25 protein-coding genes are annotated in these 25,463 nt (G+C 34.3%); 2 read left to right on the top strand and 23 right to left on the bottom strand.

Features of this window, described 5'->3' with window-relative positions; genetic code table 11:
- Positions 1 to 2: 2 nt before the first annotated feature.
- The 6 genes from EKM64_RS09640 to hisS all read right to left on the bottom strand — a co-directional run bounded on the left by EKM64_RS09640 (position 3) and on the right by hisS (position 6,065).
- Positions 3 to 899 carry a deoxyribonuclease IV gene (locus EKM64_RS09640; protein ID WP_125678048.1) on the bottom strand — a complete coding sequence of 299 codons (897 nt, stop codon included), beginning with the start codon at positions 897 to 899 and terminating at the stop codon, positions 3 to 5.
- A gap of 77 nt (positions 900 to 976) precedes the next feature.
- Complete coding sequence (locus tag EKM64_RS09635; protein ID WP_125678046.1) at positions 977 to 1,855, bottom strand: YitT family protein; 879 nt, start codon at positions 1,853 to 1,855, stop codon at positions 977 to 979.
- A 70-nt stretch (positions 1,856 to 1,925) separates the two neighbouring features.
- Positions 1,926 to 2,444: a peptide-methionine (S)-S-oxide reductase MsrA gene (gene msrA / locus EKM64_RS09630; RefSeq protein ID WP_125678044.1), complete on the bottom strand. Its 519-nt coding sequence runs from the start codon at positions 2,442 to 2,444 to the stop codon at positions 1,926 to 1,928.
- Entirely contained in the window at positions 2,444 to 2,878 is a 435-nt protein-coding gene (gene msrB, locus EKM64_RS09625) for a peptide-methionine (R)-S-oxide reductase MsrB (protein ID WP_125678042.1), read from the bottom strand. The genes msrA and msrB overlap by 1 nt, the downstream gene beginning before the upstream one ends.
- A 146-nt stretch (positions 2,879 to 3,024) precedes the next feature.
- Positions 3,025 to 4,791, bottom strand: coding sequence for an aspartate--tRNA ligase (gene aspS, locus EKM64_RS09620; protein ID WP_125678040.1), 1,767 nt, complete (start codon positions 4,789 to 4,791; stop codon positions 3,025 to 3,027).
- A gap of 2 nt (positions 4,792 to 4,793) precedes the next feature.
- Positions 4,794 to 6,065, bottom strand: a complete 1,272-nt coding sequence (gene hisS / locus EKM64_RS09615; protein ID WP_125678038.1) for a histidine--tRNA ligase — start codon at positions 6,063 to 6,065, stop codon at positions 4,794 to 4,796.
- 446 nt (positions 6,066 to 6,511) lie between these two features.
- Between hisS and EKM64_RS09610 the strand changes: the two genes are divergently transcribed.
- The gene (locus EKM64_RS09610) at positions 6,512 to 7,804 is read left to right on the top strand and encodes an N-acetylmuramoyl-L-alanine amidase (protein WP_125678036.1); all 1,293 of its coding nucleotides are present in this window, start codon (positions 6,512 to 6,514) and stop codon (positions 7,802 to 7,804) included.
- A gap of 395 nt (positions 7,805 to 8,199) precedes the next feature.
- Here the strand turns inward: EKM64_RS09610 and EKM64_RS09605 are convergent, their stop codons facing one another.
- The 17 genes from EKM64_RS09605 to EKM64_RS09525 all read right to left on the bottom strand — a co-directional run bounded on the left by EKM64_RS09605 (position 8,200) and on the right by EKM64_RS09525 (position 24,714).
- A complete protein-coding gene (locus EKM64_RS09605; protein ID WP_125678034.1) occupies positions 8,200 to 9,855 on the bottom strand; it encodes an alpha,alpha-phosphotrehalase in 1,656 nt (551 codons plus the stop codon).
- 92 nt (positions 9,856 to 9,947) lie between these two features.
- Positions 9,948 to 11,708, bottom strand: a complete 1,761-nt coding sequence (locus EKM64_RS09600; RefSeq protein WP_125678032.1) for an ABC transporter ATP-binding protein — start codon at positions 11,706 to 11,708, stop codon at positions 9,948 to 9,950.
- Positions 11,708 to 13,471, bottom strand: coding sequence for an ABC transporter ATP-binding protein (locus tag EKM64_RS09595; RefSeq protein WP_125678031.1), 1,764 nt, complete (start codon positions 13,469 to 13,471; stop codon positions 11,708 to 11,710). Before EKM64_RS09595 ends, EKM64_RS09600 begins: the two co-directional genes overlap by 1 nt.
- Before the next feature lie 60 nt (positions 13,472 to 13,531).
- A complete protein-coding gene (locus EKM64_RS09590) occupies positions 13,532 to 13,975 on the bottom strand; it encodes a MarR family winged helix-turn-helix transcriptional regulator (RefSeq protein ID WP_125678029.1) in 444 nt (147 codons plus the stop codon).
- 98 nt (positions 13,976 to 14,073) lie between these two features.
- Complete coding sequence (locus EKM64_RS09585; protein WP_125678027.1) at positions 14,074 to 14,928, bottom strand: DegV family protein; 855 nt, start codon at positions 14,926 to 14,928, stop codon at positions 14,074 to 14,076.
- The gene (locus EKM64_RS09580; protein ID WP_125678025.1) at positions 14,928 to 15,467 is read right to left on the bottom strand and encodes a DUF1836 domain-containing protein; all 540 of its coding nucleotides are present in this window, start codon (positions 15,465 to 15,467) and stop codon (positions 14,928 to 14,930) included. Before EKM64_RS09580 ends, EKM64_RS09585 begins: the two co-directional genes overlap by 1 nt.
- Positions 15,468 to 15,776: 309 nt before the next feature.
- The gene (locus tag EKM64_RS09575) at positions 15,777 to 16,004 is read right to left on the bottom strand and encodes an HAD family hydrolase (protein ID WP_125678023.1); all 228 of its coding nucleotides are present in this window, start codon (positions 16,002 to 16,004) and stop codon (positions 15,777 to 15,779) included.
- A 70-nt stretch (positions 16,005 to 16,074) separates the two neighbouring features.
- Entirely contained in the window at positions 16,075 to 17,700 is a 1,626-nt protein-coding gene (locus EKM64_RS09570; protein WP_125678021.1) for an APC family permease, read from the bottom strand.
- Positions 17,701 to 17,797: 97 nt separating this feature from the next.
- Positions 17,798 to 18,454 carry an HAD family hydrolase gene (locus EKM64_RS09565; protein WP_125678019.1) on the bottom strand — a complete coding sequence of 219 codons (657 nt, stop codon included), beginning with the start codon at positions 18,452 to 18,454 and terminating at the stop codon, positions 17,798 to 17,800.
- A 53-nt stretch (positions 18,455 to 18,507) separates the two neighbouring features.
- Positions 18,508 to 19,131, bottom strand: coding sequence for an HAD-IA family hydrolase (locus EKM64_RS09560; RefSeq protein ID WP_125678017.1), 624 nt, complete (start codon positions 19,129 to 19,131; stop codon positions 18,508 to 18,510).
- Position 19,132: 1 nt separating this feature from the next.
- Entirely contained in the window at positions 19,133 to 19,570 is a 438-nt protein-coding gene (gene dtd, locus EKM64_RS09555; RefSeq protein ID WP_125678015.1) for a D-aminoacyl-tRNA deacylase, read from the bottom strand.
- A gap of 1 nt (position 19,571) precedes the next feature.
- Entirely contained in the window at positions 19,572 to 21,803 is a 2,232-nt protein-coding gene (locus tag EKM64_RS09550) for a RelA/SpoT family protein (RefSeq protein WP_377769600.1), read from the bottom strand.
- Positions 21,804 to 21,891: 88 nt separating this feature from the next.
- On the bottom strand, positions 21,892 to 22,230 hold the full coding sequence (locus EKM64_RS09545; RefSeq protein WP_125678013.1) for a hypothetical protein: 339 nt from the start codon (positions 22,228 to 22,230) through the stop codon (positions 21,892 to 21,894).
- Between the two features lie 10 nt (positions 22,231 to 22,240).
- A complete protein-coding gene (locus tag EKM64_RS09540) occupies positions 22,241 to 22,993 on the bottom strand; it encodes an RsmE family RNA methyltransferase (protein WP_125678011.1) in 753 nt (250 codons plus the stop codon).
- Complete coding sequence (gene prmA / locus EKM64_RS09535; RefSeq protein WP_125678009.1) at positions 22,974 to 23,891, bottom strand: 50S ribosomal protein L11 methyltransferase; 918 nt, start codon at positions 23,889 to 23,891, stop codon at positions 22,974 to 22,976. Before prmA ends, EKM64_RS09540 begins: the two co-directional genes overlap by 20 nt.
- Positions 23,892 to 23,959: 68 nt before the next feature.
- The gene (locus EKM64_RS09530; protein WP_125678007.1) at positions 23,960 to 24,361 is read right to left on the bottom strand and encodes a hypothetical protein; all 402 of its coding nucleotides are present in this window, start codon (positions 24,359 to 24,361) and stop codon (positions 23,960 to 23,962) included.
- 170 nt (positions 24,362 to 24,531) lie between these two features.
- Positions 24,532 to 24,714: a hypothetical protein gene (locus tag EKM64_RS09525; RefSeq protein WP_125678005.1), complete on the bottom strand. Its 183-nt coding sequence runs from the start codon at positions 24,712 to 24,714 to the stop codon at positions 24,532 to 24,534.
- Between the two features lie 151 nt (positions 24,715 to 24,865).
- Here EKM64_RS09525 and EKM64_RS09520 point away from each other — a divergent pair, with 151 nt between their 5' ends.
- Positions 24,866 to 25,375, top strand: coding sequence for an aminoacyl-tRNA deacylase (locus tag EKM64_RS09520; RefSeq protein ID WP_125678003.1), 510 nt, complete (start codon positions 24,866 to 24,868; stop codon positions 25,373 to 25,375).
- Positions 25,376 to 25,463 lie beyond the last annotated feature (88 nt).

Below are 25,463 nucleotides of genomic sequence, written 5' to 3'. Positions count from 1 at the left end.
AGCTAGCTCTTTTTTAATTTATTTTGCATTTCTGGATCAAACTTTTGATTACGTAACATTTCAATTTCCAATTTGTAAGGTGCTACACCCTTCTTATCGTTCTCATCTTTTTTAACGTAAGGAGTTTCCATTATCTTAGGAACTTGTTCTAATTGGGGATGGTGTGCCACGTAGTTCAATGTATCAAAGCCAATTGTTCCAAACCCAATGTTTTCATGACGATCCTTATGTGAACCTTGATCATTTTTAGAATCGTTTAAATGGATCACAGATATCTTATCGACACCTAAAATGTGATCAAACTCATTCAAAACACCATCAAAATCATCTTTTACATTATAGCCAGCGTCACTCATATGACAAGTATCCATAGTAACTGACAACTTATCGTTGTGCTGACAGTGATCAAAGATCATTGCTAATTGTTCAAAATTAATTCCAACTTCAGTCCCCTTACCAGCCATCGTTTCTATAGCAATGTTTACTTTTTGATTCTTATCGATTGCTTTATCCAAAGATTCGGCGATTTGTTTTAATGCCACTTCAGGTCCCTGTTTCAAATGGGCACCAGGATGGAAGCTAAGAGCTTCAATACCTAACGCATCAGCACGCTGAATTTCATCATGCATAAACGATATTCCAAAAGGAAGATTCTCCGGTTTAACGGTATTTCCCAAATTAACGATGTATGGCGCATGACCAATAATATGATCAATACCATATAATTTTAAAAGTCGTTGGCCTTCTTCAATATTCATCTCTGATACATCTTTACGGCGCGTATTCTGAGGTGCACCAGTAAAGATCATCATTGCGTTAGCACCATAACTATGTGCTTCTTTAGCAGATCCAGCCAACATCTTTGGCGCTTTCATTGCAACATGCGATCCAATTATCATAAGTGGTCTCCTTTTAAAGTACTACTTTCATTTTAAAACAAAAAGAGAAAAGCTGACAGCTTTTCTCTTTTATTTATCTAGTAAATATGCTTTTGATAGAATCTTCCCATTATCTTAACCGTATCGGTAACACTGACAAACGCATGTTGGTCAGATGCATCCATAGCAGTTTCTAGATCGTGTAATTCTGCTCTAGAGATAATTGTGAAGAGAATCGTTTTTTCTTCATGTTTATAAGCACCTTCAGCATCATGAACGATGGTGATACCTCGACGCATCTCACTTTGAATCTCTGTGATTACGTTCTTAGGCTTTGACGTAACGATCATTACTTGCAATTTTTGATCCTTGTTATAAACCATATCTATAACTTGACCATTGATAAAGATACTTACCGCACTGTATAAAGCGTGGACCCAGCCAAATATCAGACCCGCACAGGTTATGATAAATACATTGAAGATAATATTTATCGTCCCAACACTTTTCCCGGTTTTCTTCCGTAAAATAATTCCTAAAATATCAATACCACCGGTAGAGATACCATTTCTCAATGACATCCCCGTACCAAACCCATTTACTACACCACCAAAAATGGCACAGATAAGCGGGTCAGCCGTGATCTTTGTACCCGGCAACAAATGCATCATTGTACTGGCTAAAGCGACTGCAACCACGGTAAATAGGGTGAATTTGTGATCGATCTTGCGCCAAGACAAAACAAATAATGGAGCATTTAATGCAAAATACATTACAGCTGTGGAGATATGAAACGGAAACCAGCGTTCAGTAACAGTTGAAACTAACTGTGCGGCACCAGTTACACCGGAACCATAAATTCCTCCGGGAGTCCAAAACATATTAACAGCAATTGAAACTGTGATTGAATATAAGAAAGCTACTGAAAGTTTTGATAAGTTTTGATGCCTCTCAATTAACTTATCTATTTCATCCATATCGAGATTACTCCTATAATAAATTCATTTTCACCAATGTAATCTTAGCACAGATACAGTATTTTTCAGCTTATTTAACATGTTTTTCAATAAAACTTCCTCTTCCGCCCTTTTCTTCCATTTCAAAGCGTTCAGGATTCTTTTTGTAGAAGTCTTGATGATAGTCTTCAGCAACATAAAATTCTTTTGCTGGTAAGATCTGTGTAACAATCGGTTCGTCAAATTGACCTGATTCTGCTAAAGCCTTTTTTTCTAACTCTGCAATCTGTTTTTGGTCTTCATTCGCATAATAAATTACTGGACGATAGCTGTCACCACGATCTTGAAATTGACCAGTTGCGTCAGTCGGATCAGCAACTTGCCAATAAATCTCGACTAATTGTTTATACGAAAAAATGTCAGCATCGTAAGTTATCTTAACTGCTTCCGTGTGTCCAGTAGTACCTGTACAAACTTGTTCATAGGTTGGATTGGCGACATGACCTCCTGTATAACCTGAAATAACTGAGATTATTCCTGGTTGGCTATCAAATGGCTTTACCATGCACCAAAAGCATCCACCCGCAAAAATAGCTGTTTCTTTTTTCATTATTTGTCACCCTCATCGACATATTTTTTGTAATCACCGTAATCTTTGTCCATCTCATCGTAAGGGATAAATTTCAAAGATGCTGAATTGATGCAATATCTCAAACCGCCCAATTCCTCAGGACCATCATTAAAAACATGTCCCAAATGCGAGTTTGCAATATTACTTCTAACCTCGGTCCTCTCAACCAACAGTGACTTATCCTTGTTTTCAGTTAACTTAGCGATAGGTTGACTAAATGAAGGCCAACCACAACCTGCATCAAATTTTTTAGCCGATGAAAATAATGGTTCACCGCTAGCAACATCCACATAGATACCTTTTTGATAAAAATCGTCATATTTACCGCTGAAAGGTCTTTCAGTATCAGCATTCTGAGTAACTCTATATTGGATATCATCTAAATCCTTTAGATTCTTCTCATATTTAGTCAACAAAATCACTCCTTATTATCTGTACTATTTAGTATAACCAAGTATTAAAGCATTTCTATGATTTTGCTCAGATTTATTAAATTACTATTAAAAAAAAGACATCACAAGGATTAAATCCTCATGATATCTCTAATTTAAAGTTAATATTATTTATTTGTTTTTGAAACTTCAATGCCTAAATCAACTAATTGATTGGGATCAACCGGTCTAGGGGCGTGTGTCATTGGCTCAGTTGCATTTGAATTCTTAGGGAAAGCAATAACGTCACGAATATTATCCTTACCTGATAGAAGCATAGCAAATCTATCCAAACCAATAGCCAAACCACCATGTGGTGGACAACCATATTGTAAAGCATCCAATAGGAATCCAAACTGTGCATAGGCTTTTTCTTTAGTGAAGTCCAAAGCCTTAAGCATCTTCTCTTGAATTTTTGCATTATGAATACGGATGGAACCACCACCCAATTCATAACCATTCAAGACGATATCATAACTTTGGGCATATGCCTTGTGTGGATCATCATCTAAGTAATGAACGTCCTCTTCGTTTGGCATTGTAAATGGATGGTGAGCTGCAGTCCATCTTTGAATACCTTCATCATATTCAAATAATGGCCAGTTAACGACCCATGTAAAAGCAAATTCATTAGGATCAAATAGATTTAATTCCTTAGCAATGGCAACACGTAAATAGCCAAGAGCATCAGCAACAATTTTCTTCTTGTCAGCAACGAAAAGAACTAAGTCGTTATTTTCAAGTCCTAAGCGTTCTACCAATGTGCTTTCTTGATCAGTAATAAACTTGGCGATTGGTCCAGTAACTTTATCATCGTTATATTTGATCCAAGCTAAACCTTTAGCACCAAAACGTTTGATATATTCTTGATAAGATTCAATATTTTTTCTTGAATACTTATCGGCATTATTTTTGACGACGATAGCTTTAACTTGACCGCCATTATCAATGGTACTCTTGAATACTTTAAATTCACTCTCAGTAAATACCTCATTCAAATCTTGTAGTTCCATACCAAAACGAATATCAGGTTTATCTGAACCATAGCGAGCCATGGAGTCATCCCAATTGATTCTTGGAAATGGTAATTTAACGTCAATACCCTTTTCGTCTTTCATAACACGAGCAATAAGACCTTCAGTAACTTCTTGGATTTCTTCGGCTGACATGAAACTCATTTCAAGATCAATTTGAGTAAACTCTGGTTGACGGTCTCCACGAAGATCTTCATCACGGAAACAATGTGCCAATTGATAGTAACGATCGAATCCACCAACCATCAATAATTGTTTAAATAATTGTGGTGATTGTGGTAATGCGTAGAATTGTCCAGGATAAACACGTGAAGGAACAAGATAATCACGGGCACCTTCTGGTGTTGATGGTGTTAAGTTAGGTGTTTCAATATCAATAAAACCATTGTCATGTAAATATTCGTGAACTGAATGCTTGATCTGCGCCCTAGTTCTAATAGCCTTTTGCATTTCAGGTCTACGAAGATCGAGATAGCGATACTTTAATTTAGTTTCTTCAGAAGCATCAACATCATCAGTAATTTCAAATGGTGGTGTAACTGACTTGTTCAATAGTTCAACAGTATCAACGACAACTTCAACCTTACCGGTTGTCATCCTGTCATTAATAGCACTATCGTCACGCAACCTTACTGTACCTAGAACATTGATGACATATTCTGAACGTAATGACTCAGCAATTTCTAATGCTTCTTTGTGGTCAGTATTAAAAACTAATTGTACGATACCTTTGTAATCACGAAGATCAATAAAAATTAATCCACCAAGATCACGACGTTTTTGTACCCAACCGTCTAGAGATATTCGTTGACCAACATATTTTTCGGTAATACTACCGCAGTAGTCCGTTCTTTTTTTCATTATTATCCCTCGATTTTCTTTAATTCATCAGTTAAATTGTTCAATGAAACACTTACCTGGTCGCCAGTTGTCATATTTTTAACACTGGCCGTATTATTCTCGATCTCATCATCACCAATCGTAACTGTATATTTAGCTTGCAAATGATCGGCAGTCTTAAACTGAGCCTTTATCTTTCTTTGCAGGTAGTCCTTATCGGCTGCGAATCCGGCATTTCTCAATTGAGACAAAATCTTTACTGAAGCTTGTTCTGCTTTTTGACCAATAGTAACAAGATAAACATCTAAGTCATTATTAATAACTAGATCTTCATCCTTCAATAAAAGCATCAGACGTTCAACACCTAATCCAAAACCGATTCCTGGTGTCTGTGGTCCGCCTAATTCTTCAACTAGGCCATTATAACGACCACCGGCCAAAACGGTAATTTCTTTGTTATTAAATGCTGGATCCGTTACCATAAATTCAAAGATAGTATGGTTATAGTAGTCAAGTCCACGAACCATTGTTGAATCAACTTCATAGTTAACTTCTAACTCATCTAAAAGTTGTTTCAAATATTCAAAACGTTCTCTTGAAGAATCGTTTAAATAATCCAAAATTGATGGTGCATCAGCAACAATCTTCTTATCATTAGTATCTTTACTATCTAAAATTCTCAGTGGATTCTTTTCTAATCTAACTTTAGAATCATCACTTAATTGATCTTTAAATGGAGTAAAGTAATCGACTAATGCACGATGATAGTTTTCACGTGATTCTGGATCACCTAAAGTATTGATTGCTACCTTGAGATTCTTAATACCCAACTCATTTAGAAAATTTAGTCCCATAGAGATAACTTCAACATCTAATTCTGGAGAATCAGAACCAAAGGCTTCAACCCCAATTTGATGGAATTGTCTTTGACGACCTGATTGAGGACGTTCATATCTAAACATTGGTCCCTTATACCAAACTTTATAAGGCTTAATATGCTCTGGTCCATAAAGCTTATTTTCTACATAAGCTCTAACAACACCTGCTGTTCCTTCTGGACGAAGCGCCAAACGACGGTCACCTTTGTCTTTAAAATCGTACATTTCCTTTGAAACGATATCTGATGTATCACCGGATGAACGTTCAAAAACTTCATACGATTCAAAAATTGGTGTTCTTATTTCTGAAAAACGGTAATGACTGAAAATTCTTTGTGCAACAGATTCTACATACTGCCACTTTGCTGATTCACCGGGTAAAATATCCATCGTACCCTTTGGCTTTTGGTAACGCATAAAATTCTCCTTTTATGGACCACCGCACGAAAAAAGCACTCTTGCCAATGAAGACAAGGGTGCTTATGCACGGTACCACCTAGTATTTTTGCTACAGTTAACGCCTGTCAAACGATTATAAAACGTCACAATCTGATTACTTACCTGTTCTCAGCCCGCAGGTTCTCTGTATAGTAATTTCTGATCTGAATTAAGAATATAAATATAAACTAATCAAAATAGGCCTAATTGTCAAGTTGCTTTTGTATCGTTATATAACAGTAAACGCTTACTTATTGATTTTTTTAAACAATAAATTGCTTTCATTTCAATTTAATTAATATTTTTTCGATAAAAATGTCAAATTTCTATAAATTTTTAGCATTCTATCTTTTAAGTTTTTACTTTTTTCAGTAAGATAGATGTATACATGAAATCATTATAGCGACAACAAAGGAATCCTTTAAATGAAAAAGATAATAACTTTTTTAATTAAAAACAAGCTATTTGTTGCCATTGTTTTTTTAATCTCCATATCGAGTTGGTCGACCGTAGCTTTGGCAAATGCTAATTCAATTGTTGTTGAATCTGATTCGGTAAATGTCCGAGTTGGACCAGGGTTATCATACTCCAATATGGGACAAGTTAAAAAAGGCGATAAATTAGCCATCTTAGCTGAAAAAAACAAATGGTACCAAGTCCGCCTTTCTGGAGACAAGATCGGTTGGGTTGCGAGTTGGCTGATCGATAATACTGAAGTCAGCTCAGCAACTAATAAAGTAGGAATCGTAAAGGTTCCTAATACGACTGTATTTCAGAAAAATAATTCTGATAGCGAAGTTCTCGGAACTATCGAACAGTCACAAAAAGTTACCGTGATGTATCAGGAACAAGATTGGTCACAGATTCTCTATAAGGGAACTGCAGCTTGGGTTAAGAGTCAATTTATCCAGGGAACCCAAGAGACCTCTGGTTCTTCCAATACCTCTAACGATGACATTAAAACTGTCACAGTCACACAAGCCAATACTAAATTACGCATTGAACCAAATGACAATGGTCGTGCTATTAAGAGCGTCGATGTTGGTAAGAAGTTCGACTACCTAAGTAAATCTGGTAATTGGTACAAAGTTCGTGACACCGATGGATCAGTCGGATATATTGCAAGTTGGTTAGTAACCATATCAGGTTCAAAGAGCGCTGTTAAATCGGCTGCTACAAACATCTCTGAAGCTACGATCGTAATTGATCCTGGTCATGGTGGTACTGATGTTGGTGCCGAATCATCAAAGAAAACTTACGAGAAAAACTTCACTTTACAATATGCTAAAGCTATTAAGGCTGATATCGAGAAAACAGGTGCACGAGTTGTCCTAACACGATCTGGTGACGATACTAAGTCACTTGGTGACCGTGCCCGTCTTTCAAGTAAAATTGAAGCTGATGCTTATGTGAGTCTCCACTTCGATTCCAGTGATCAATCTAACGCTGGTTCTGGTGTAACAACCTACTATTATGGTAAAGATAAAGATGGTCAATTAGCTACTGACATCAATAATCAACTAAAGAATCTGGCTATCGATAATCGTGGGACCCAACAAAAGGACTTATACGTATTGCACTACAATAGCCAACCTTCAGTATTGATCGAACTTGGTTACATTAACTCCTCAACGGATTATAAACATATTAATTCTGACAGTTACAAAGCAGCCGTTGCAAAGGATGTCACAAATGGATTAAAAGAATACTTTAAATAATCTACACACATAAATAATCGTCGTGAGAAATTAACAATTCCCGTGACGGTTATTTTTATTGATTAGTTTTTCCAATTGTTAGTATGGACGTCATAATGTGACGATCCTTCAAATATTCCAGCTGCCTCTGGATCGTATGAATCATTACCCCAACCTAGGGTTCCTATTGTAACCATTTGTCCACTATCAATTCAAACGTCCTTATGATGCTTTTCAGACAATTATTTAATAATTATTTCAGCAAGCAAATCACTGTTACCTTTGTCTAGCGATTCTCCAAGATTTACAGCAGAAATTTTTTCGAAATCAGGTACATAATTATTCCAAATATTAGATACCGATCATGTATGCCACAAAAGAACCAGTAATCAATTTTGATTACTGGTTCTTTTGTGTTAACCATCTTTTTTCTCTAACATTAAGGCCTCATATGGACGCAATTTAACTACTTTGTCTTTTTTATAAAAATCACCATAATTACCTAAAATCAAATTGTAGTTACTATTCACAGTTCGTAATTGAATTTTTTCGGTAAAATTCGCCATAACCAAAATTTTAGTTTCATCCTTAATTCTAACATATGAATAAACCGAATTATCGTCGTGATCAAGCAACTTGTAACTACCTTCAATCAAGGTAGTGTTTCTCTTACGCAACTTGATCAGGCGTTGATAAAAGTTAAAGATATTGTTCGGAGAATTTCTAACCGTCTCAACCGAATAATTATCCTTTTGGATTGATTTTAACCACGGTATACCTGTCGTAAAACCATAATTTTTACTTATATTCCATTGCATTGGTATACGTGCATTTTCACGTGATTTTTGCTGCAATACTTTAATTGCTGTACTTTTGTCTGTCCCATTTTTAAGCATCGTATTGTACGCATTGATCGACTCATGATCTTTGTATTGCTTAATATCTGTAAAATATGAATTTTTCATGGCAATTTCTTCGCCCTGATAGATATACGGCGTGCCTTGAAGACCAAATTGTACTACTGCCAATAATTTGGCTGACTGATCCCGATATTTATTATCATTTAAAAATCTTGAAATTGCTCGCGGTTGATCGTGATTATTCCAGAACAGAGCATTCCAACCATGATTTTGATGCATCTTAACTTGCCAATCACTGATAATACTCTTCAAATCAGTTAATTTATATTTACCCAAAGTCCATTTCTTACCATTGGTATAGTCGACTTTAACGTGATGAAATGTAAATGCCATCGAGAGTTCTTCACGATTAGGATTCGTATATTTGACCGCTTCACTTACTGGCGTAGATGATAATTCACCCACTGTTACAAAATTATTAGGCCCAAACACCTTACGATACATTTCATGAATATATTCGTGTACATGCGGACCATTGGTATAGAAATTTCTTCCATCATCTGTTGGTGTTTTAAAGGTATCATTCGGCATTTTTGCAGCTTTAGAAATATTATTGATAACATCCAACCTAAAACCATCAATACCTTTATCAGCCCAGAAGGTCATCATTTTAAAAATTTCCTGGCGTAATTTAGGATTACGCCAATTTAAATCAGGCATTGTCACGTCGTACAAATGTAAATAATACTGATTTAATGTTGGGACATATTGCCAAGCACTGCCACTGAATTTAGAAACCCAATTATTAGGTTCGTGACCATCTACTGGATCTTTGAAAAGATAATAATCATGATATGGATTGTTTTTTGATTTGAGTGCTTCTTTAAACCATACATGTTCATTTGAGGTATGATTCAAGACCATATCCATAATTATTTTTATATTTCGTTTATGCGCCTCTTTTAAAAGATTTTCAAAATCTTTCATATTTCCAAAAATAGGATCGATCTGATAATAGTCAGCAATATCATAACCATTATCATTACCTGGTGAAACATACATCGGTGTGATCCAAATAAGTTCTATTCCCAAGTCATGTAAGTAATCAAGACGTGAGATAATTCCATTTATATCACCAATTCCGTCACCATTCGAATCTTGAAAACTCCTCGGATAAATCTGATAAACGGTAGATTTCTGCCATTGTTGCATTTCTGTAATCTCCTCAATCTCTTTCAAACACATTTTCAATTGTATATTATAATTTGTCTAAACATATGTCAAATTTGTTGCGTTGAATTGAGTTAATTTTCCTCACTAAATTGGCTATTATACATCCCCGCATAGAAACCTTTTGCGGACATTAGATCATCGTGGGTTCCTCGTTCAATAATTTCTCCATCCTTAACTACCAGGATCATATCTGAATTTTTGATAGTTGAAAGTCTATGTGCAATAACAAATGAGGTTCTACCTGCCATTAAGGCATCCATTGCCTTTTGAATTTGTTCTTCTGTTCTAGTATCAACTGAACTCGTTGCCTCATCAAGAATCAGCATTGGAGAGTCCTTGATCAAAGCGCGTGCAATTGTCATTAGCTGCTTTTGCCCAACTGATAAACTAATCGTATCATTCAAAATTGTATCCAATCCATTCGGCAAAGTCTCAATAAAATGATCTAGTCCCACAACTTTTAAGGCATATTGAACTTGCTCATCATTAACATTCTTTTGATTGTACACAAGGTTATTTCTAACCGTATCGTCAAATAACCATGCATCCTGTAGGACCATATCAAATTGGTCACGAACTTCTGAACGTTTCATATCATTGATATCCACCCCATCAATTTTTATTGATCCACTATTCATATCATAAAAACGCATCAATAAATTGACCGTAGTGGTCTTCCCTGAGCCTGTTGGTCCAACGATAGCAATCTTTTGGCCTGGTTTAGTATGAACTGTAAAATTTTTAATGATCTTTTGACCTGGCAGATATCCAAATTGGACATTATCAAAATCAACTTTACCCGTTGATTTAACTAATTTATCAGTTTTACTTTCATCACTAGTTTCTTCTGATTCCTTTAAAAAACCAAAAACACGTTTCATTGCCGCTTGAGCCGACTGTAAACTAGAAAATGCCTGGGCAATCTGTGATAAAGGTTGTGAAAATAATCTGACATAGATCATAAAAGCGACAATCGTACCCATACCGATTTTCCCATCGATTGCCATAATTGCACCTACAATACAGACCATAACATAACCAAAATTACCGACGAATCCCATCAATGGTTGCATAATTCCAGACATAAACTGTGATTTCCAAACGGAATCATACAATTTATTATTCATATTATCAAAATTACTTTTCGCTTCATTAGTATAATTAGATGTTTTAACGACTTCATGTCCTGAATAAATCTCTTCTGTATAACTAGAAATATCAGCTAATCGATTCTGTTGACTATTAAAGTATTTTTGTGAGTGTCCCATAATAACCAAAGTTAAAATGAATCCGGCCAAAACAGATATAATTGCTGTAATACTCATAATTATATTGGTAAATAGCATCATTATAATACATCCTACAAACAACGTTATAGATGAAATCAAAGTTCCTAAACTTTGGTTTAGAGACTGTCCCATGGTATCCAAATCATTGGTAACACGACTCAATGTATCTCCCTCGTTATGAGTATCAAAATATTGTAATGGTAGTTTATTTATTTTTTTAACAATATTGGTTCTTAATTTCTGAGTAAACTTCTGTGTGACTGTTGCCATAATAAAGCCTTGCCCGTACGACATAATCGCACCAGTAATATAAATCCCCGCCATAATGATTGTAATTTTTAAAACCTGTTGAACATCAATATTTCCAAGTAATCCTTTCGTAATTAAATCAGTAATTTTGCTTAATTGGCTAGGGCCAATAATAGAGGTCACACTACCTAGAACGGCAAATATTACGGCTATCAAAACTGGAAAGATATATGAACGACCGTATTCTGACACACCATCTTTAATACTAATGTCTCTTGTGTTAGCTTTACGCATTAAGCCAATTCCTCCTTTGAAAGTTGTGAATAAGCGATTTCTTGATAAACTTTATTGTTTTTAAGTAATTCTTCATGTGTACCTTGTCCAACTACCTGTCCTTTATCCAATACGATGATTTCATCAGAATCAATAATGGTACTGATACGTTGGGCAACGATAATTTTAGTTGTATCAGCTGCATTTTGTTTAAGATCATCACGTAACTTTTTATCTGTTGCATAGTCTAAAGCTGAGAATGAATCATCAAATAATAATATTTCAGGTTTTCTAGCAATGGCACGTGCAATTGCCAATCTTTGTTTTTGACCACCCGAGAAGTTATCACCATGTTGTGCTACATTAGAATTTAATTTTGCTTCTTTCTCTTCAACAAAATCTCTAGACTGAGCTAATTCCAAGGCCATATATGCTTCTTGATCACTCAAATTATTAGATTTATTGCTACTCTCACCAAAATTAATATTACTCTTGATATCGCCGCTAAATAGGACAGCCTTTTGAGGAATATATCCTATACGATCGTTTAAATCAGATTCGGAATAATTTTTAACATCAATTCCATCCACTAGAACATGGCCTTTAGTTACATCATATAATCTCGGAATAAGATTCAAAGTCGAACTCTTACCACTACCTGTTGATCCAATAATAGCGATTGTTTGTCCTTGATCAGCTTGGAAAGTTAAATTCTTTATTGCTGTATCTTCAGCATCAGGATATTTGAAACTAACATTATCAAATTTAATTGTTCCCTTTTCTTTTATTTTTTCATTAGATTTATCGTTAAAAAGGATTGATGGCTTAATATCAAGGACCTCGTTAATTCTGCCAGCTGAAACCAAAACGCGAGGTAAAATAACAAATATTATTGATAAAAGTAAAAATCCTAAAATAACTTGTATAGCATAAGATGAGAAGACAATCATATTACTGAACAAACTTAATCTTTGTGCCCCGTTTGCTTGATTGATAATAATTGCTCCAATTGCATAAACAGCTAATGTCAATGAACTAGAGATAAAGCTCATTCCTGGATTCATTAATGCTAAAATTCGATTGGCGTATAAATTTGTATCAGTTAAATCATTATTGGCCTTATTGAATTTATTATTTTGATATTCCTCTGCATTATAAGCATGTACAACCCGAATACCTGATAGGTTTTCTTGAGTTACTAAATTTAACCTGTCAGTTAATTTTTGTACCATTTTAAATTTAGGTTGTACTTTAGTTAAAATAAAAGTCAACATGATACATAAAATAACAACTGCTACTGCTGTTGCTGTAGTCCACTGCCATCCTTTACCGGCAATTTTAGTAATAGCCCATATTGCTGTGATTGGAGCCTTTATAATAACTTGTAATCCCATAGCTACAAATTGCTGAATTTGAGTTATATCATTAGTAGATCGTGTTAACAAGCTGGAAACAGAAAATTTCTTTATATCTTGCGTCGAGTAATCCATAACTTGATTGAAGACATCTTTCCTGACACGAGCAGTAAAACCACCTGCAATTTTTGCCACAATATATCCAGTTATTACAGCCGCTAAAACACTTAAAACGGATAGTAAAATCATCATTATGCCTGGTTGTATTATTTGACCAATTGTTGTCCCTTTGGTTTCAATCTTTTCCGTAATAGTCGACATATATCCTGGAATGCTCAATTCTAGCCAAACTTGTATAACGATAAAAATTGTACTTAAACCAATCATTCCATATTCTTTTTTATTCATTCTTCTTAACAGTTTAAACATTAGCAACTCCTTCTTAATCATGAGTTCGCATGCGAACTATATATCTAAAAATAAAATGCTTTATTCAGCATTATCAGAAATCATTTTTATAACCTTAAAAAAGGTCTTCATATCCTCTTTTGAAATCCCTTCGCTAAGTGATTTTTCAATTTCTTGAGCAGATGCATCAACTTCAATCATAGCGTCCTTGGCTTCTTGCCTTAGAATAAGACGTTTATACCTAGCATCCTTACCCGAGGGTGTTGTTTCAATAATGCCATTTTTTACCATTCGGCTGACCAATCCACTGGCCGTTGACTTACTGATAGACATGGCGTGTTCAAGATCCCTTTGAAAAATTTCTTTACTATCATTCAAAAATAAATATCCTGCAGCCATCCCTTGAAGCTTTGAAAAATGCTTATCGTCATGATTAAAGATCGGATAGTTTGATTTAACATACCGATCGATTTTTAAAGATAGATCTCTAATTTGAAACGTAATCGTTGTCTTGGGATTAATCATGATGTTTCCTCCTATCGTTCGTATGCGAACTATAATACATTTATTTATTTTTAAAGTCAATTAAAAAAACAGAACTTCATAAAAAGTTCTGCCAAAATTTAATCCAGTAAACAAACTCCGACACCTACTAAGCCCGGCCCAGTATGTACGCCCAATGCTGGTCCAACTTGACCAAAGAAGTTTTCAGTCCCATTGATTCCCTTACTATCTAATAATGCCATCATATTCCCGCCGGATTTTTCATCTGCTCCATGTCCAACGGCCAATAAATATTTCTCATGATCACCTATAAACTTTGTAACCATATCTAACATCATTCTTTGCCCTCGCTTCATTCCTCGAGCCTTAGCGGCGATTGTATATATACCATCGGAATTACAAGTGATTATTGGAGCTAGTTTAAGCATACTTCCGACCACCGACGTAACTAATCCAATTCTGCCTCCTGCTCTTAAATACTCAAGAGTTGGAATACAGAAATAAACTACAGTATTATCGATCATCTTTTGAGTCTTTTTTAAAACCGTTTCATAATCCGATCCGGCATCAATTTCATCTTTAGTTCCCACGGCTATAAGACCTGCCGCAACAGCAACTTGTTTTGTATCGAATGATGTGTAAGTAAATCTGCCATCATCATCTAGTAAGACCTTTAAAAAGTTATAGGTTCCGCTCAATCCTGACGAAATAGATATTGAAATAATATGAGTATAACCATCTTCATGAATTTCATCTAACGTTCTTTGAATTACTTCACCTGAAGGCAATGACGTCTTAGGTATCTCTGATTCCAAATCATCGTATACTTCAACTGCCGAAATATCTACTCGATCAAGATATGTTTTATTTTTATAAATAATTTGCATTGGTATTTCATAGATACCATTCTTTTCTAAGTATTCCTCTGGTATATCACAACAAGAATCTACCAAAACAGCAATTTTTTCAGTCATTATTCTTTACTCTCTTCTTCTAATGCTCCATTTTCGATCATTAATACTTTACGTGTCATCCACTTGGTGGCAAAAGACAAAGTCACCATCTCTACCATCAAGTAGGCCGATGTTGAATTATCTTCAGAAATCTTTTGTTTTTCATTACGATAATTTAGCATTCTAAATGCCAATTCTTGCTTCTCGCAAAAGAAGTCAAACGCCTTCTCTATCCCACCATTTAGGCTAGTCATTACTTCTAATCCAGATTTGATCTCATTCATGGAAATCACTTGTTTTAGAAAGGTAATAGCAATCAAATAAGCCAAATGATCCTTGGTATACCTCTTTTTAATGGGACGCGGCAGTAAACCATTCTTCACATAATTATTCACCATCGAAGATGTAACTATTGGTCCATCTTCGATCCAAATGGGACTTAAATATTTTTCAATGAGTGTTAATAACTGATCACGATATAAATCAAGTTCCGGAAGGTCATTCCACCTAGGCAATTTGAACTTTTCTAAATTATCTAACCATTCTTGCAATTCGTCCATTAAAAAGCACCTCTTTGTAATTACCAATATAATTTATCATAATATCAATTATCATTCAATCTAGTTTTCAAAACTATGTAGAGGATATAGATACAAAAAACACGGTCGAAACCGTACCCTTTTTTATTTAACAAATTTTAACTTTATACGTGGATTGAACAGTAGTAGCTTCTTTATAGTCACTATTTACCAAAATACTATTCTAATTAATTTTGCTACATGGAACAATATTTGCTCCATAACCTTTGGCCATATGATAATCATTGCTGTTATTGAATCCGTATTATTGTTCAACAATTCTGAAAAATTTTAATCAAGTTTATAAGCATGTATATCTTCTGCCGTCCCAATATCAAATGGAACTTTTAGGGCTTCAACATTTTTAGATACCACACCCCATGACGAATTAGTCATTAGAACAAGTGCATATCCAAGATCAATAAATTTATTTAAAATATCAATTACTTCTGGGAAAGGAACCAAATTTCGATGGTCATCCAGTACATCAAAATAATACTTTTCAAATTGATAATTCATATTTATTAGATTATTCCTTGTTAATAAATCACTGCAAACAAAAAAGCTGAGATTTCTCTCAGCCTTTCAATTAACCTTCTGAAATTAAATCACGTTCATGCCAGCCAATAGCAACAATTATAAGAATACCAATAACACTTAATCCAGCGACCATAGCAATATTGTTATTCATTTTTGAACCACCAAGATATAAATCACCAACGATTACTACTAGTAATGCTGACAAAATACCTGTCCATTGCAAACGTGTAAATGCAGAACCGGTCTTGCTTCTAATTTCACGACGTGTTACATAAGGCATAATTGTTCCTAAACCAATCAAAACAATAATAGCAACAAAGTTAATGATCAACTCATACCACCATGTACTTGAACCTAAAGAAACATCTTGAGGTGCAATACCAAATACTGTGGCAACACCAGTAACTATTAAGCACCACCAACCAACTGATAAAGCTAGTTTATCATTCTTGATATAAACGTAATCTGATGGGTATTTTTTACTATCCATACGAATCTTAATAAAGGCAAAGAAGATCCAACATGTAACACCTGGAGAAATGATTCCGTTAAGATTCAATAGCCAGTTAAAGATATCATTCATACTTGGTAAGAAAATACCCAATAACATAATAAATGCACTCAAGCCACAAGTTAATAGATAACCATTTACCGGTAAACCAGCCTTATTCTTCTTACGAAGAACTTTTGGCATAAACTTTGCCCCAGTATCAGAAATCAACATTCTTGTCATAGCGTCCAATAAAACAGCCAATAACGCTGCCAAGTAGAACACTTCCGTCCAAGAGAAAATATACATCAATGAATTACCTATGTGGAATTGTTCACCTAACGCCTGAAAAGCATAATATGAACCGTTCATCTTCAAATCATTTGGTAAATGATAGGCATTAAAGAAAACACCCAATGAGAATGATCCAAAAATAGTTAAGAAAGCTGTCATAACAGCCAACATGATCATAGCCTTAGGAAATTCACTCTTAGGTTTACGCATCTTAGTAATGAATGGCGCAATAAGTTCGGCCCCATTCATGGCATAGATCAATAGTCCTAAAGTAGTCAAATAATGTAAATCGAACTTAGGTACAATTGTATGAACATTCATAGGTTGAGTGGCAATATGTCCACCCATTGCCAAAGCGGCAAACGTCATGATAACAAATAATACTGTCATCCCAAACATTGCAACACCACCGATAGTACTCAATATTTCAAGTGAATGTTTAAATCTTGATTGGACAAAAATAAAAACGATAAAAGTTATAACGGTCCAAAATGCAAACCAACCATTAGACATTGTGTCTTGGAGTTTACCATTTCCGTTCCAAGCCCAGCCTAATCCAACAACGATTGAATTAGCCGTATCAACAACATAAGGAACTGATGCAGCCCAGTATGTCCATGCTGTAAAGTATCCCAAAAATTCGCCACTAGTTCCGCGAACCCAAGATGTCAATCCACCGCCTTCGTGATTAAAGACCGATCCTAATTGTCCAACCATAAGTGAATATGGAATGACATATAAAAATAGCATGATAACCCAGGATGTGATAACACCCATTCCTTGGTTTTGAAAGTTGTAGGTTAAGTCATCAAAACCAATTACCGTAACGAAGCTCATTAGGGCCAGCACAGGCCAACTAATAAAGGACTTCTTCGGTTCTAAACTCTCCATAAATAAATCCCCCGATAATGAAATATAAAATATATAACGTGCAACTTAATATTTTACAACTTATTATCAATTAAGGGAGCAGAAAACGTTTTAAAAATTAAGATAATATATCAATAACTTTATCTAAGGTATGTATTTCGTGTGTAGGACGTGCCGCTTGTGTAGGTTTCATATATTCACGGTTAACCCATATTGAATTCCATCCTAATTTATTAGTTGTCACAATATCAGTATCATATCCTTGAGCAATGTGAATATGATTCTCATTAGTGAATCCATAATGTTCTTGAATTCTCTTAAAAAACTTGATATCAGGTTTATAAACATGCACATCCTCTGCTGTCCAAATATCGAATTCGGCATCGAGCTGATCAGCATTATAAGGAATAATATCCCACGATGAATTAGACATCATAATCAATTTATATCCCATATCGGTCAGCTTATGAAGTGTCTCATTAACCTCAGGAAATGGCTTTAATTCACGATGTGCCATTAAAACCTCAACATAATATTTTTCAAATTGATGGTCTAAATCAAATTGAAAATCCAGATTGATCAAATTACTTCTCGTCAAAAGATCATAATCTTGATAAGGATGAACATTCGATGGATCATCTTGATACTTAATGAACCTTGCACGTGCTTTTTTAGGATCCACTCCTATGATTTTGGCCAAACGTTCAACCTCGTCATAAGTATTATCCTCATTCATCAGTGTTCCATAACAATCAAACGTTAGATATTTTGGCATAATTACCTCCCATGACAGCAAAAAAAGATGTGCAGTTATTTACACATCTTTAATTATATAATTCTACTCAAATCATTTAAATCATTAATTTTATAATCTTCATTAAAACTTTCTTCATCGTTTAATAAAATAGTTTTAGCGGAAACACTTTTACCAAAATCTATATCAATCTTACGGTCACCGATAACAAATATATCCCGCGTTTGCAAACTATATTTAGCTATCAAGTAATTCAGCATATCAGGATCTGGCTTTCTAGTATGTCCATCGGCAACACTGACGATTTCCTCAAAGTAATCAGATATTTCTAATTTTCTAGCAATATCATGGATCGACTTATCACGATGAGTAACGATAAATTGTTGATAACCTTGAATCCTACAATAATCTAAACTTATTTTTGCATGTGGCATCAATCGTATCTGATCATGAAATTCATTCTCATATAGTGTATATGTTTTGTAAAAACTACCAAGATCATCAATTGATGTATTCTCATTTTTTTCCAATAGTTCAGCTACAAATTTTCTGATAGATGTTTTCTTGATCCCACTATAAATAGTATCTTTTGAAAGTTTTATTTTGAAATTTTCTTCCAAGGCCTTTTGAGTCGCTGCAACCATCCCTGGATAACTATTGGCTAAAGTTCCGTCAAAATCCCAAATTATACTTGTCATTTTATCGCTCCATTATTATTGTTACTGGTCCATCATTAGTCAGAGCAACTTGCATATCTGCACCAAATTCACCAGTTTCGACAGTTAAATCATAACTTCTTAATGTTTGATTAAACTGGTCATACTTTTGACTAGATGACTCAAAATCTCCTGCTCCAGTGAAACTAGGGCGATTCCCTTTCTTAGTATCAGCATAGAGCGTAAATTGTGAGATTGACAAAATGCTACCTTTGACGTCTTTAATCGATAAATTCATTTTACCTTCATCATCAGTAAAAATTCTCATATTAGCAATTTTATGAGCCATATAATTCAATGTCTCTGTTGTATCCTCATCAGCAAAGGCAACCAATAAGCAAAGTCCCTGATCAATTTGACCTAAGACCTTATTATTAACCGAAACTTTTGCTTCTGAAGCTCGTTGGATAACTACTTTCATATTATTCTATTGTCCTTTTGATTTCATAAACGTCAGGTATATTATTCAGTTTAGAAATTATTTTATCGAGATGTTCTTTATTATTAACTCCGACACTCACATGAATGACTGCCATTTTCTCTCTATCAAGACGTCCATTAACATTATTTAATGAATTAGTTGTGGAATTGATAACTTGCAATACTTCATTTAACAATCCATTACGATTGAATGCGTAGATATCTAGTTCAGCTGAATAACGCTTATCTTGAGTAACATTATCCCAACTAACTTCAATAAAACGTCGTTTGGCTTCTTCACTTTGGACATTTGGACAATCAGCTCTGTGAATAGTCAATCCACGTCCTTTAGTGATATAACCAACAATTTCATCCCCAGGAATAGGACTACAACATTTTGCCAAGCGTATCAATAGATTATCGATACCCTGAACCGAAATACTGTTGTTAGGATTATCCTGTGTTTTCTTTACTTGGGTACTTTCATTTTGTTGTGTTTTCTTTTCTTCAGTATCATCGGTTATCAATGAATCTTCAAGCTCTTTTTTCTCAGCTTCCTTTTTCTTATCAGGATCTTCACTTAGTAGCTTATGGACCACATTGATAGCAGACAATTCGCCATAACCAACGGCATTGAACAATTCATCTGGATCAGTAAAGTTGAAGATTTCCATTGCTAATTCCAAATGTTTTTTATCGAGATACTTCTTAGCAGATAGTGAACGATTTTTTAATTCCTCTTCGATAGATTCTCGACCAATATCAATATTTTCTTGACGATCTTTAACACGGAAATAACGTTTGATCTTATTTCTAGATCTAGATGTATAGACAACATTTACCCAATCTCGACTTGGTTTAGCACTGGCGCTAGTCAAAATTTCGACAATATCACCATTTTTTAATTGATAATTCAAAGGAACCATTCTGGCATTAACTTTTGAACCAACTGAATGATTACCAACTTCAGTATGTACTTGATAAGCAAAATCCAGTGTCGTTGAACCCTTTGGCAATTCTACAACTTCACCTTGAGGTGTAAAGACATATACACGATCATTAAATATCTCGCCCTTAACTGACTTCATAAAATCAGCAGCATTGTCAGAATTTTCTTGTAACTCTAGAATTTCTCTAAAGACATCAATTTTTTGCTCATTTTCATCAATTTGGACGCCTTCAAAGTTTCCCTCTTTATAAGCCCAGTGAGCGGCAACACCATATTCAGCAATTTCATGCATCTTATAAGTTCTGATCTGAACTTCAAGTGGTTGACCTCCAGGTCCGATGATTGTCGTGTGAAGAGATTGATAACCATTAGCTTTTGGAACAGCAATATAGTCTTTAAAACGACCAGGAATAGGCTTCCATTTTGAGTGAATTGAACCTAATACAGCATAGCAATCCTTAACAGAGTCAACGACGATTCTAATTGCTAAAAGGTCATACAATTCTGAAAATTGCTTGTGTTTATCACGCATCTTTTTATAAATAGAATAAATATGTTTAGGCCGGCCATAGATATCATACTTGATACCTAACGCATCAACACTAGTTTTTATATAATCTATTGCTTCTGCAATATAAGCCTCTCTTTGATCACGCTTACTATTCATTAAATGAACGATACGGTAATATTGCTGAGGGTTAATATAATGAAGAGATAGATCCTCAAGCTCCCATTTGATCTTGCTAATACCTAATCTATCGGCAAGTGGAGCGTAAATTTCCAACGTTTCTGTGGCAATTCGACGTTGTTTGTCAGGACGTAAAGCTTTAAGAGTACGCATATTATGCAATCTGTCAGCGAGTTTTACCATAATTACTCGTAGATCTTTAGCGGTTGCCAAAAGCATCTTACGGTGATTCTCAGCCAACAATTCCTGATGAGAGCGATACTTATACTTGCTTATCTTGGTGACTCCGTCAACGATAGTAGCAACTTGATCTCCAAATAACTCATTAACATCACCAAGTGTGATATTAGTATCTTCAACTACATCATGAAGATAACCCGCCGCTACAGTATATGGATCCATGTGTAAAGAAGCAAGAATCTGAGCCACTTGAGTTGGGTGAATAATATATGGCTCACCAGTAGCCCTTTTTTGCTCTTTATGGACATAGGCAGCAAATTTATATGATCTATTAACAAACTCAACATGTTCCTCATTCATATATTTGCGGCAAATGTCTAGGACTTCGTCAGGAGTATAATCTCTATTCTTTTTCAAATTTTGTCCCACCCCTTCTACAATAAAAAGCACTCTATGAGTGCTTTTCTTTACGTATTATTATGCTTTCTTTATTTAAAAAAAACAATCAATTTTCCTTATCAAATAAGAAATAAATTAAAATACTTAAAATTAAATATATTCCTGCTAAAAAGTATCCATATCGTCCATATTTTATGAAAACACTGATCACAAATATTACTGGGAAAATGATCAAATTATAAAACGATAGCGCATACTTTCGACAAAACCAACCGAGAAATCCAGAAAAGAAGATATTGATCACAAAGAATAACCAAATGATCCGATTAGATTTTCCTAAATGAAATAGATTAAACAGAATTGGCATGATAAATACTAGAACGATAGATATAAGTGCAATATAAGTTGTTTTTGATGCTTCAACTTTTTTCCAAAGATTTTTCAATTTTCATTCCTCATTTTGATGATAATTCATAATTATATGATAGCACTGATAGGAAATACAATGGTGCTGTTTCGGCCCTCATTATCCTTGGGCCTAATCCAACTGACAAATAATCATTGTCTTGCAAAAAGTCGACTTCTTCAGGTGAAAAACCGCCTTCTGGTCCAAAAACACCAATCACCGACTTTGCTGAAGATTGATCCAAACTTTGTACTAAAAGGCTCGATTCACCCTGTTTGGCCGATTCTTCATAGGCAACAAACTTTAATTTAGATTCATCATCGGCTAATTTTTTTAAATCATTCAAATAACTAACTTGAGGAATTATACGACGCTTCGCTTGTTGAGCCGCATTTTTAGCAATCTCTTGCAATCTATCAAGTTTCTTTTCAATTACATTTTCTTTCCAATGCATGATCGAATATTGAGAATTAAAGAATACGATCTCTGCTGCGCCTAATTCTGTAGATTTTTGCGTGATCCATTCAATTTTGTCTTTCTTTGACAATGAACAAGCAACTGTGACTTTAACAGGCAATTCTGTGGAAGACTTATCACTTTTCAAAAGTTTGAATGTAATCGTCTTATTATCTTTATCAATTTTTTCGATCGTTGCTAAATAAAGTCCTTTTAGTTCATCAACTAAATAAATTTTGTCTGATACCTTATGTCTTAATACAGTTATGACATGTTTAAAAATTTCAGTATCTTCTATTGTAGTTGTTTCAGTAGAAAATATTTGATTAACGAAGTATTGCTCCATCTTGTAATTCAGCGTCCTTTACTCTTTTACAAATCAGTGTTGACCAGCCCTTTAAATGAAAGGCCTCTAGCACTTTAAAGCCATGTTTTTCCATTTCGGCAGTGATCAAAGATTCTTTCTCATTAATTATACCTGATAAAACAACAAATCCATTAGAATTTAAATGTTCATCTATATCTGGGATAAATTGCATGATAACATCGGCCAATATATTAGCCACGATTACATCAACCTTTCCAGTTACACCTTCTAATAATGAATTTTCATATACTTCAATATTCTGGCAGCCTTCATTTAATTGTAAATTCAATTTAGCAGCTTCAACTGCCTCTGGATCAAGATCAAAAGCCTTAATATTTGAAACACCTAGTTGTCGTGCTTGAATGGAGAGAATACCTGAACCAGTTCCGACATCATATAATGACTCTGCATCACCTAGAATCAGTTCCAGAGCCTGCATACAAGAATATGTAGTGGGATGTGTCCCTGTACCAAATGATTTGCCTGGATCCATAACTATCAAATGTTCATCCATAAATTTAGGCTGATAGTCGACCCAATTAGGAACAACCGTTAAATAACGACTAATGTGCACTGGATGATAATATTGTTTCCATTCATTGACCCAACTATTATCATCAACGTCACTTTCAGAAACAGTTAAATTGGAAACATCGAATCCAAAGTCTGCTAATCTTGAAATTTCATTTATTAAATTATTCTTTAACTCTGGTTTATAACTATCTTCATCGAAATACGAATTTATCTTAGTACAAACAGATTGATCATCATCATCAACTAATTCGGTTCCGTTAGCACCAATTTTCATAAATACATCAGAAATAATTTCCTGATCAAAGTTGTTGGGAATTGAAACACTTATTTTTTTCCAAATCATAAAAATTCCTCCGTATTACTATTAAGATTACTAAATATTGAGCATAAAAAAAAGACGTTTCTGACGTCTTATTTAATATATTTTCCAATAGTTTCCATAAAGCTTAGTTCACACTTCTTAATTTTTTGTTGTGCCTTATTAGAAAGTTCTCTATTTAGAATATTCTGTTTTTCATCCATGCACTCTAGTCCATTGATCAACTCAATGAAGTAACTATTTAGTGTCTTATCGATTGTGGAGTCTTCTAATTTATACTTTGTGATATATGAATTACAAAGTAAGCTGAATCGTTTTACATTGATCACATAATTATGTGTCAAACGAGAATAATTTTCATGTGTCAAAGCTTCCCCTCGCTCAATTAAACTCATAGTTTTGAAATATTCAACGAAAACCTCACGATAAGTTAAAAATCTTTCTACAAATACGTTAGTTTCTAATAGTTGATTCTTTGCCATTACTTTTCCCATTTAAAACACCTCTTATCTTTGTTTTTTATAATATATCATAGATTTTTACTTATGCATACCATAAGTTATAAATACTATAAAAGTATTTGTATTTTACTTTTTTTCTACATATTAGTTAAGTTCAAAAAAATAATCCGATTATTTTCATAATCGAATCATCTTTGATAGATCTAATCTAAACTTTTTTCATTAAGTTTTTCTTTAGCAGCAATTTTTCTTAAAGATTCATTATCCTTAAATAATTTCTGTGCTTCTGATAACCTTTTTGGGCTTTTATTGATTTCTTGAGATATTTTGCTGAAATCATTTTGAATAGGGTCATTGTCCTTATTATTGCGTTTAAAAAAACTCATTCTTTTCGCTCCTTTGACTATTAAACGTTGTCATTATATAACAAATTATTAAAGATTTACTTATTATTTTAATTAAAGACTTAAAAACTTTCAAAAGTTTTGTTGTTTGTTATGATTATTAAAGAAGTAATTTATTAATCTGGTGGGTAAAATGAGTAAGAAAAATAAAAAAATTTCAAAAACATTAGTCGAAAAAATTCTTGATAAAGAGAAAGTCGAATATAAAGCAATGACTTTCCTCACTCAAGCCGAGGGTGATACTCAAGAATTGGTCCATGATGGTAGTATGCAGGATGGATATAAGATATACAAAACATTGGTTTTGACAGGAAATAAAACTGGTCCACTTGTTGGAATGATTCCATTAGATAAACATCTCAGCTACAAAAAATTGGCAAAAATATCCGGTAATAAAAAAGTCGGTATGGTGCCTTTAAAAGATTTGATCAAAACTAGTGGTTTTGAACACGGAGCAAATAGTCCGGTTGGGATACATTCATTACATAATTATCCAATATACTTTGATAATGAAGCTGAGCGTTCCGAAAAGATTATCGTTTCAGCTGGTAAACTTGGACAATCACTTCTAATCGAACCTCATGCCTTGGCTAAAGTTGTTAACGCAGACTTCGGAGATTTTGCAGTTGATGAACCCGAATAAAGGACCCTACCTGCAATGAACCCCAGTAATTGGAGTTGATTATGAAATTTTACGTCTAATCACTTAAATGTGATTAGGCGTTTTTTGA

The sequence above is a fragment of the Companilactobacillus keshanensis genome, assembly GCF_003946205.1.
Taxonomy (GTDB): Bacteria; Bacillota; Bacilli; order Lactobacillales; family Lactobacillaceae; genus Companilactobacillus; species Companilactobacillus keshanensis.
Note: the sequence above shows the minus strand (reverse complement) of the source record. Positions and strands in the feature narration are given on the sequence as shown.

Coding starts and splice junctions, on each gene's coding strand:
- EKM64_RS09640 (WP_125678048.1), bottom strand. CDS start 899: ATGATAATTGGATCGCATGTTGCAATGAAAGCGCCAAAGATGTTGGCT.
- EKM64_RS09635 (WP_125678046.1), bottom strand. CDS start 1,855: ATGGATGAAATAGATAAGTTAATTGAGAGGCATCAAAACTTATCAAAA.
- msrA (WP_125678044.1), bottom strand. CDS start 2,444: ATGAAAAAAGAAACAGCTATTTTTGCGGGTGGATGCTTTTGGTGCATG.
- aspS (WP_125678040.1), bottom strand. CDS start 4,791: ATGAAAAAAAGAACGGACTACTGCGGTAGTATTACCGAAAAATATGTT.
- hisS (WP_125678038.1), bottom strand. CDS start 6,065: ATGCGTTACCAAAAGCCAAAGGGTACGATGGATATTTTACCCGGTGAA.
- EKM64_RS09610 (WP_125678036.1), top strand. CDS start 6,512: ATGAAAAAGATAATAACTTTTTTAATTAAAAACAAGCTATTTGTTGCC.
- EKM64_RS09605 (WP_125678034.1), bottom strand. CDS start 9,855: ATGCAACAATGGCAGAAATCTACCGTTTATCAGATTTATCCGAGGAGT.
- EKM64_RS09600 (WP_125678032.1), bottom strand. CDS start 11,708: ATGCGTAAAGCTAACACAAGAGACATTAGTATTAAAGATGGTGTGTCA.
- EKM64_RS09595 (WP_125678031.1), bottom strand. CDS start 13,471: ATGTTTAAACTGTTAAGAAGAATGAATAAAAAAGAATATGGAATGATT.
- EKM64_RS09590 (WP_125678029.1), bottom strand. CDS start 13,975: ATGATTAATCCCAAGACAACGATTACGTTTCAAATTAGAGATCTATCT.
- EKM64_RS09585 (WP_125678027.1), bottom strand. CDS start 14,928: ATGACTGAAAAAATTGCTGTTTTGGTAGATTCTTGTTGTGATATACCA.
- EKM64_RS09580 (WP_125678025.1), bottom strand. CDS start 15,467: ATGGACGAATTGCAAGAATGGTTAGATAATTTAGAAAAGTTCAAATTG.
- EKM64_RS09575 (WP_125678023.1), bottom strand. CDS start 16,004: ATGAATTATCAATTTGAAAAGTATTATTTTGATGTACTGGATGACCAT.
- EKM64_RS09570 (WP_125678021.1), bottom strand. CDS start 17,700: ATGGAGAGTTTAGAACCGAAGAAGTCCTTTATTAGTTGGCCTGTGCTG.
- EKM64_RS09565 (WP_125678019.1), bottom strand. CDS start 18,454: ATGCCAAAATATCTAACGTTTGATTGTTATGGAACACTGATGAATGAG.
- EKM64_RS09560 (WP_125678017.1), bottom strand. CDS start 19,131: ATGACAAGTATAATTTGGGATTTTGACGGAACTTTAGCCAATAGTTAT.
- dtd (WP_125678015.1), bottom strand. CDS start 19,570: ATGAAAGTAGTTATCCAACGAGCTTCAGAAGCAAAAGTTTCGGTTAAT.
- EKM64_RS09540 (WP_125678011.1), bottom strand. CDS start 22,993: ATGGAGCAATACTTCGTTAATCAAATATTTTCTACTGAAACAACTACA.
- prmA (WP_125678009.1), bottom strand. CDS start 23,891: ATGATTTGGAAAAAAATAAGTGTTTCAATTCCCAACAACTTTGATCAG.
- EKM64_RS09530 (WP_125678007.1), bottom strand. CDS start 24,361: ATGGGAAAAGTAATGGCAAAGAATCAACTATTAGAAACTAACGTATTT.
- EKM64_RS09525 (WP_125678005.1), bottom strand. CDS start 24,714: ATGAGTTTTTTTAAACGCAATAATAAGGACAATGACCCTATTCAAAAT.
- EKM64_RS09520 (WP_125678003.1), top strand. CDS start 24,866: ATGAGTAAGAAAAATAAAAAAATTTCAAAAACATTAGTCGAAAAAATT.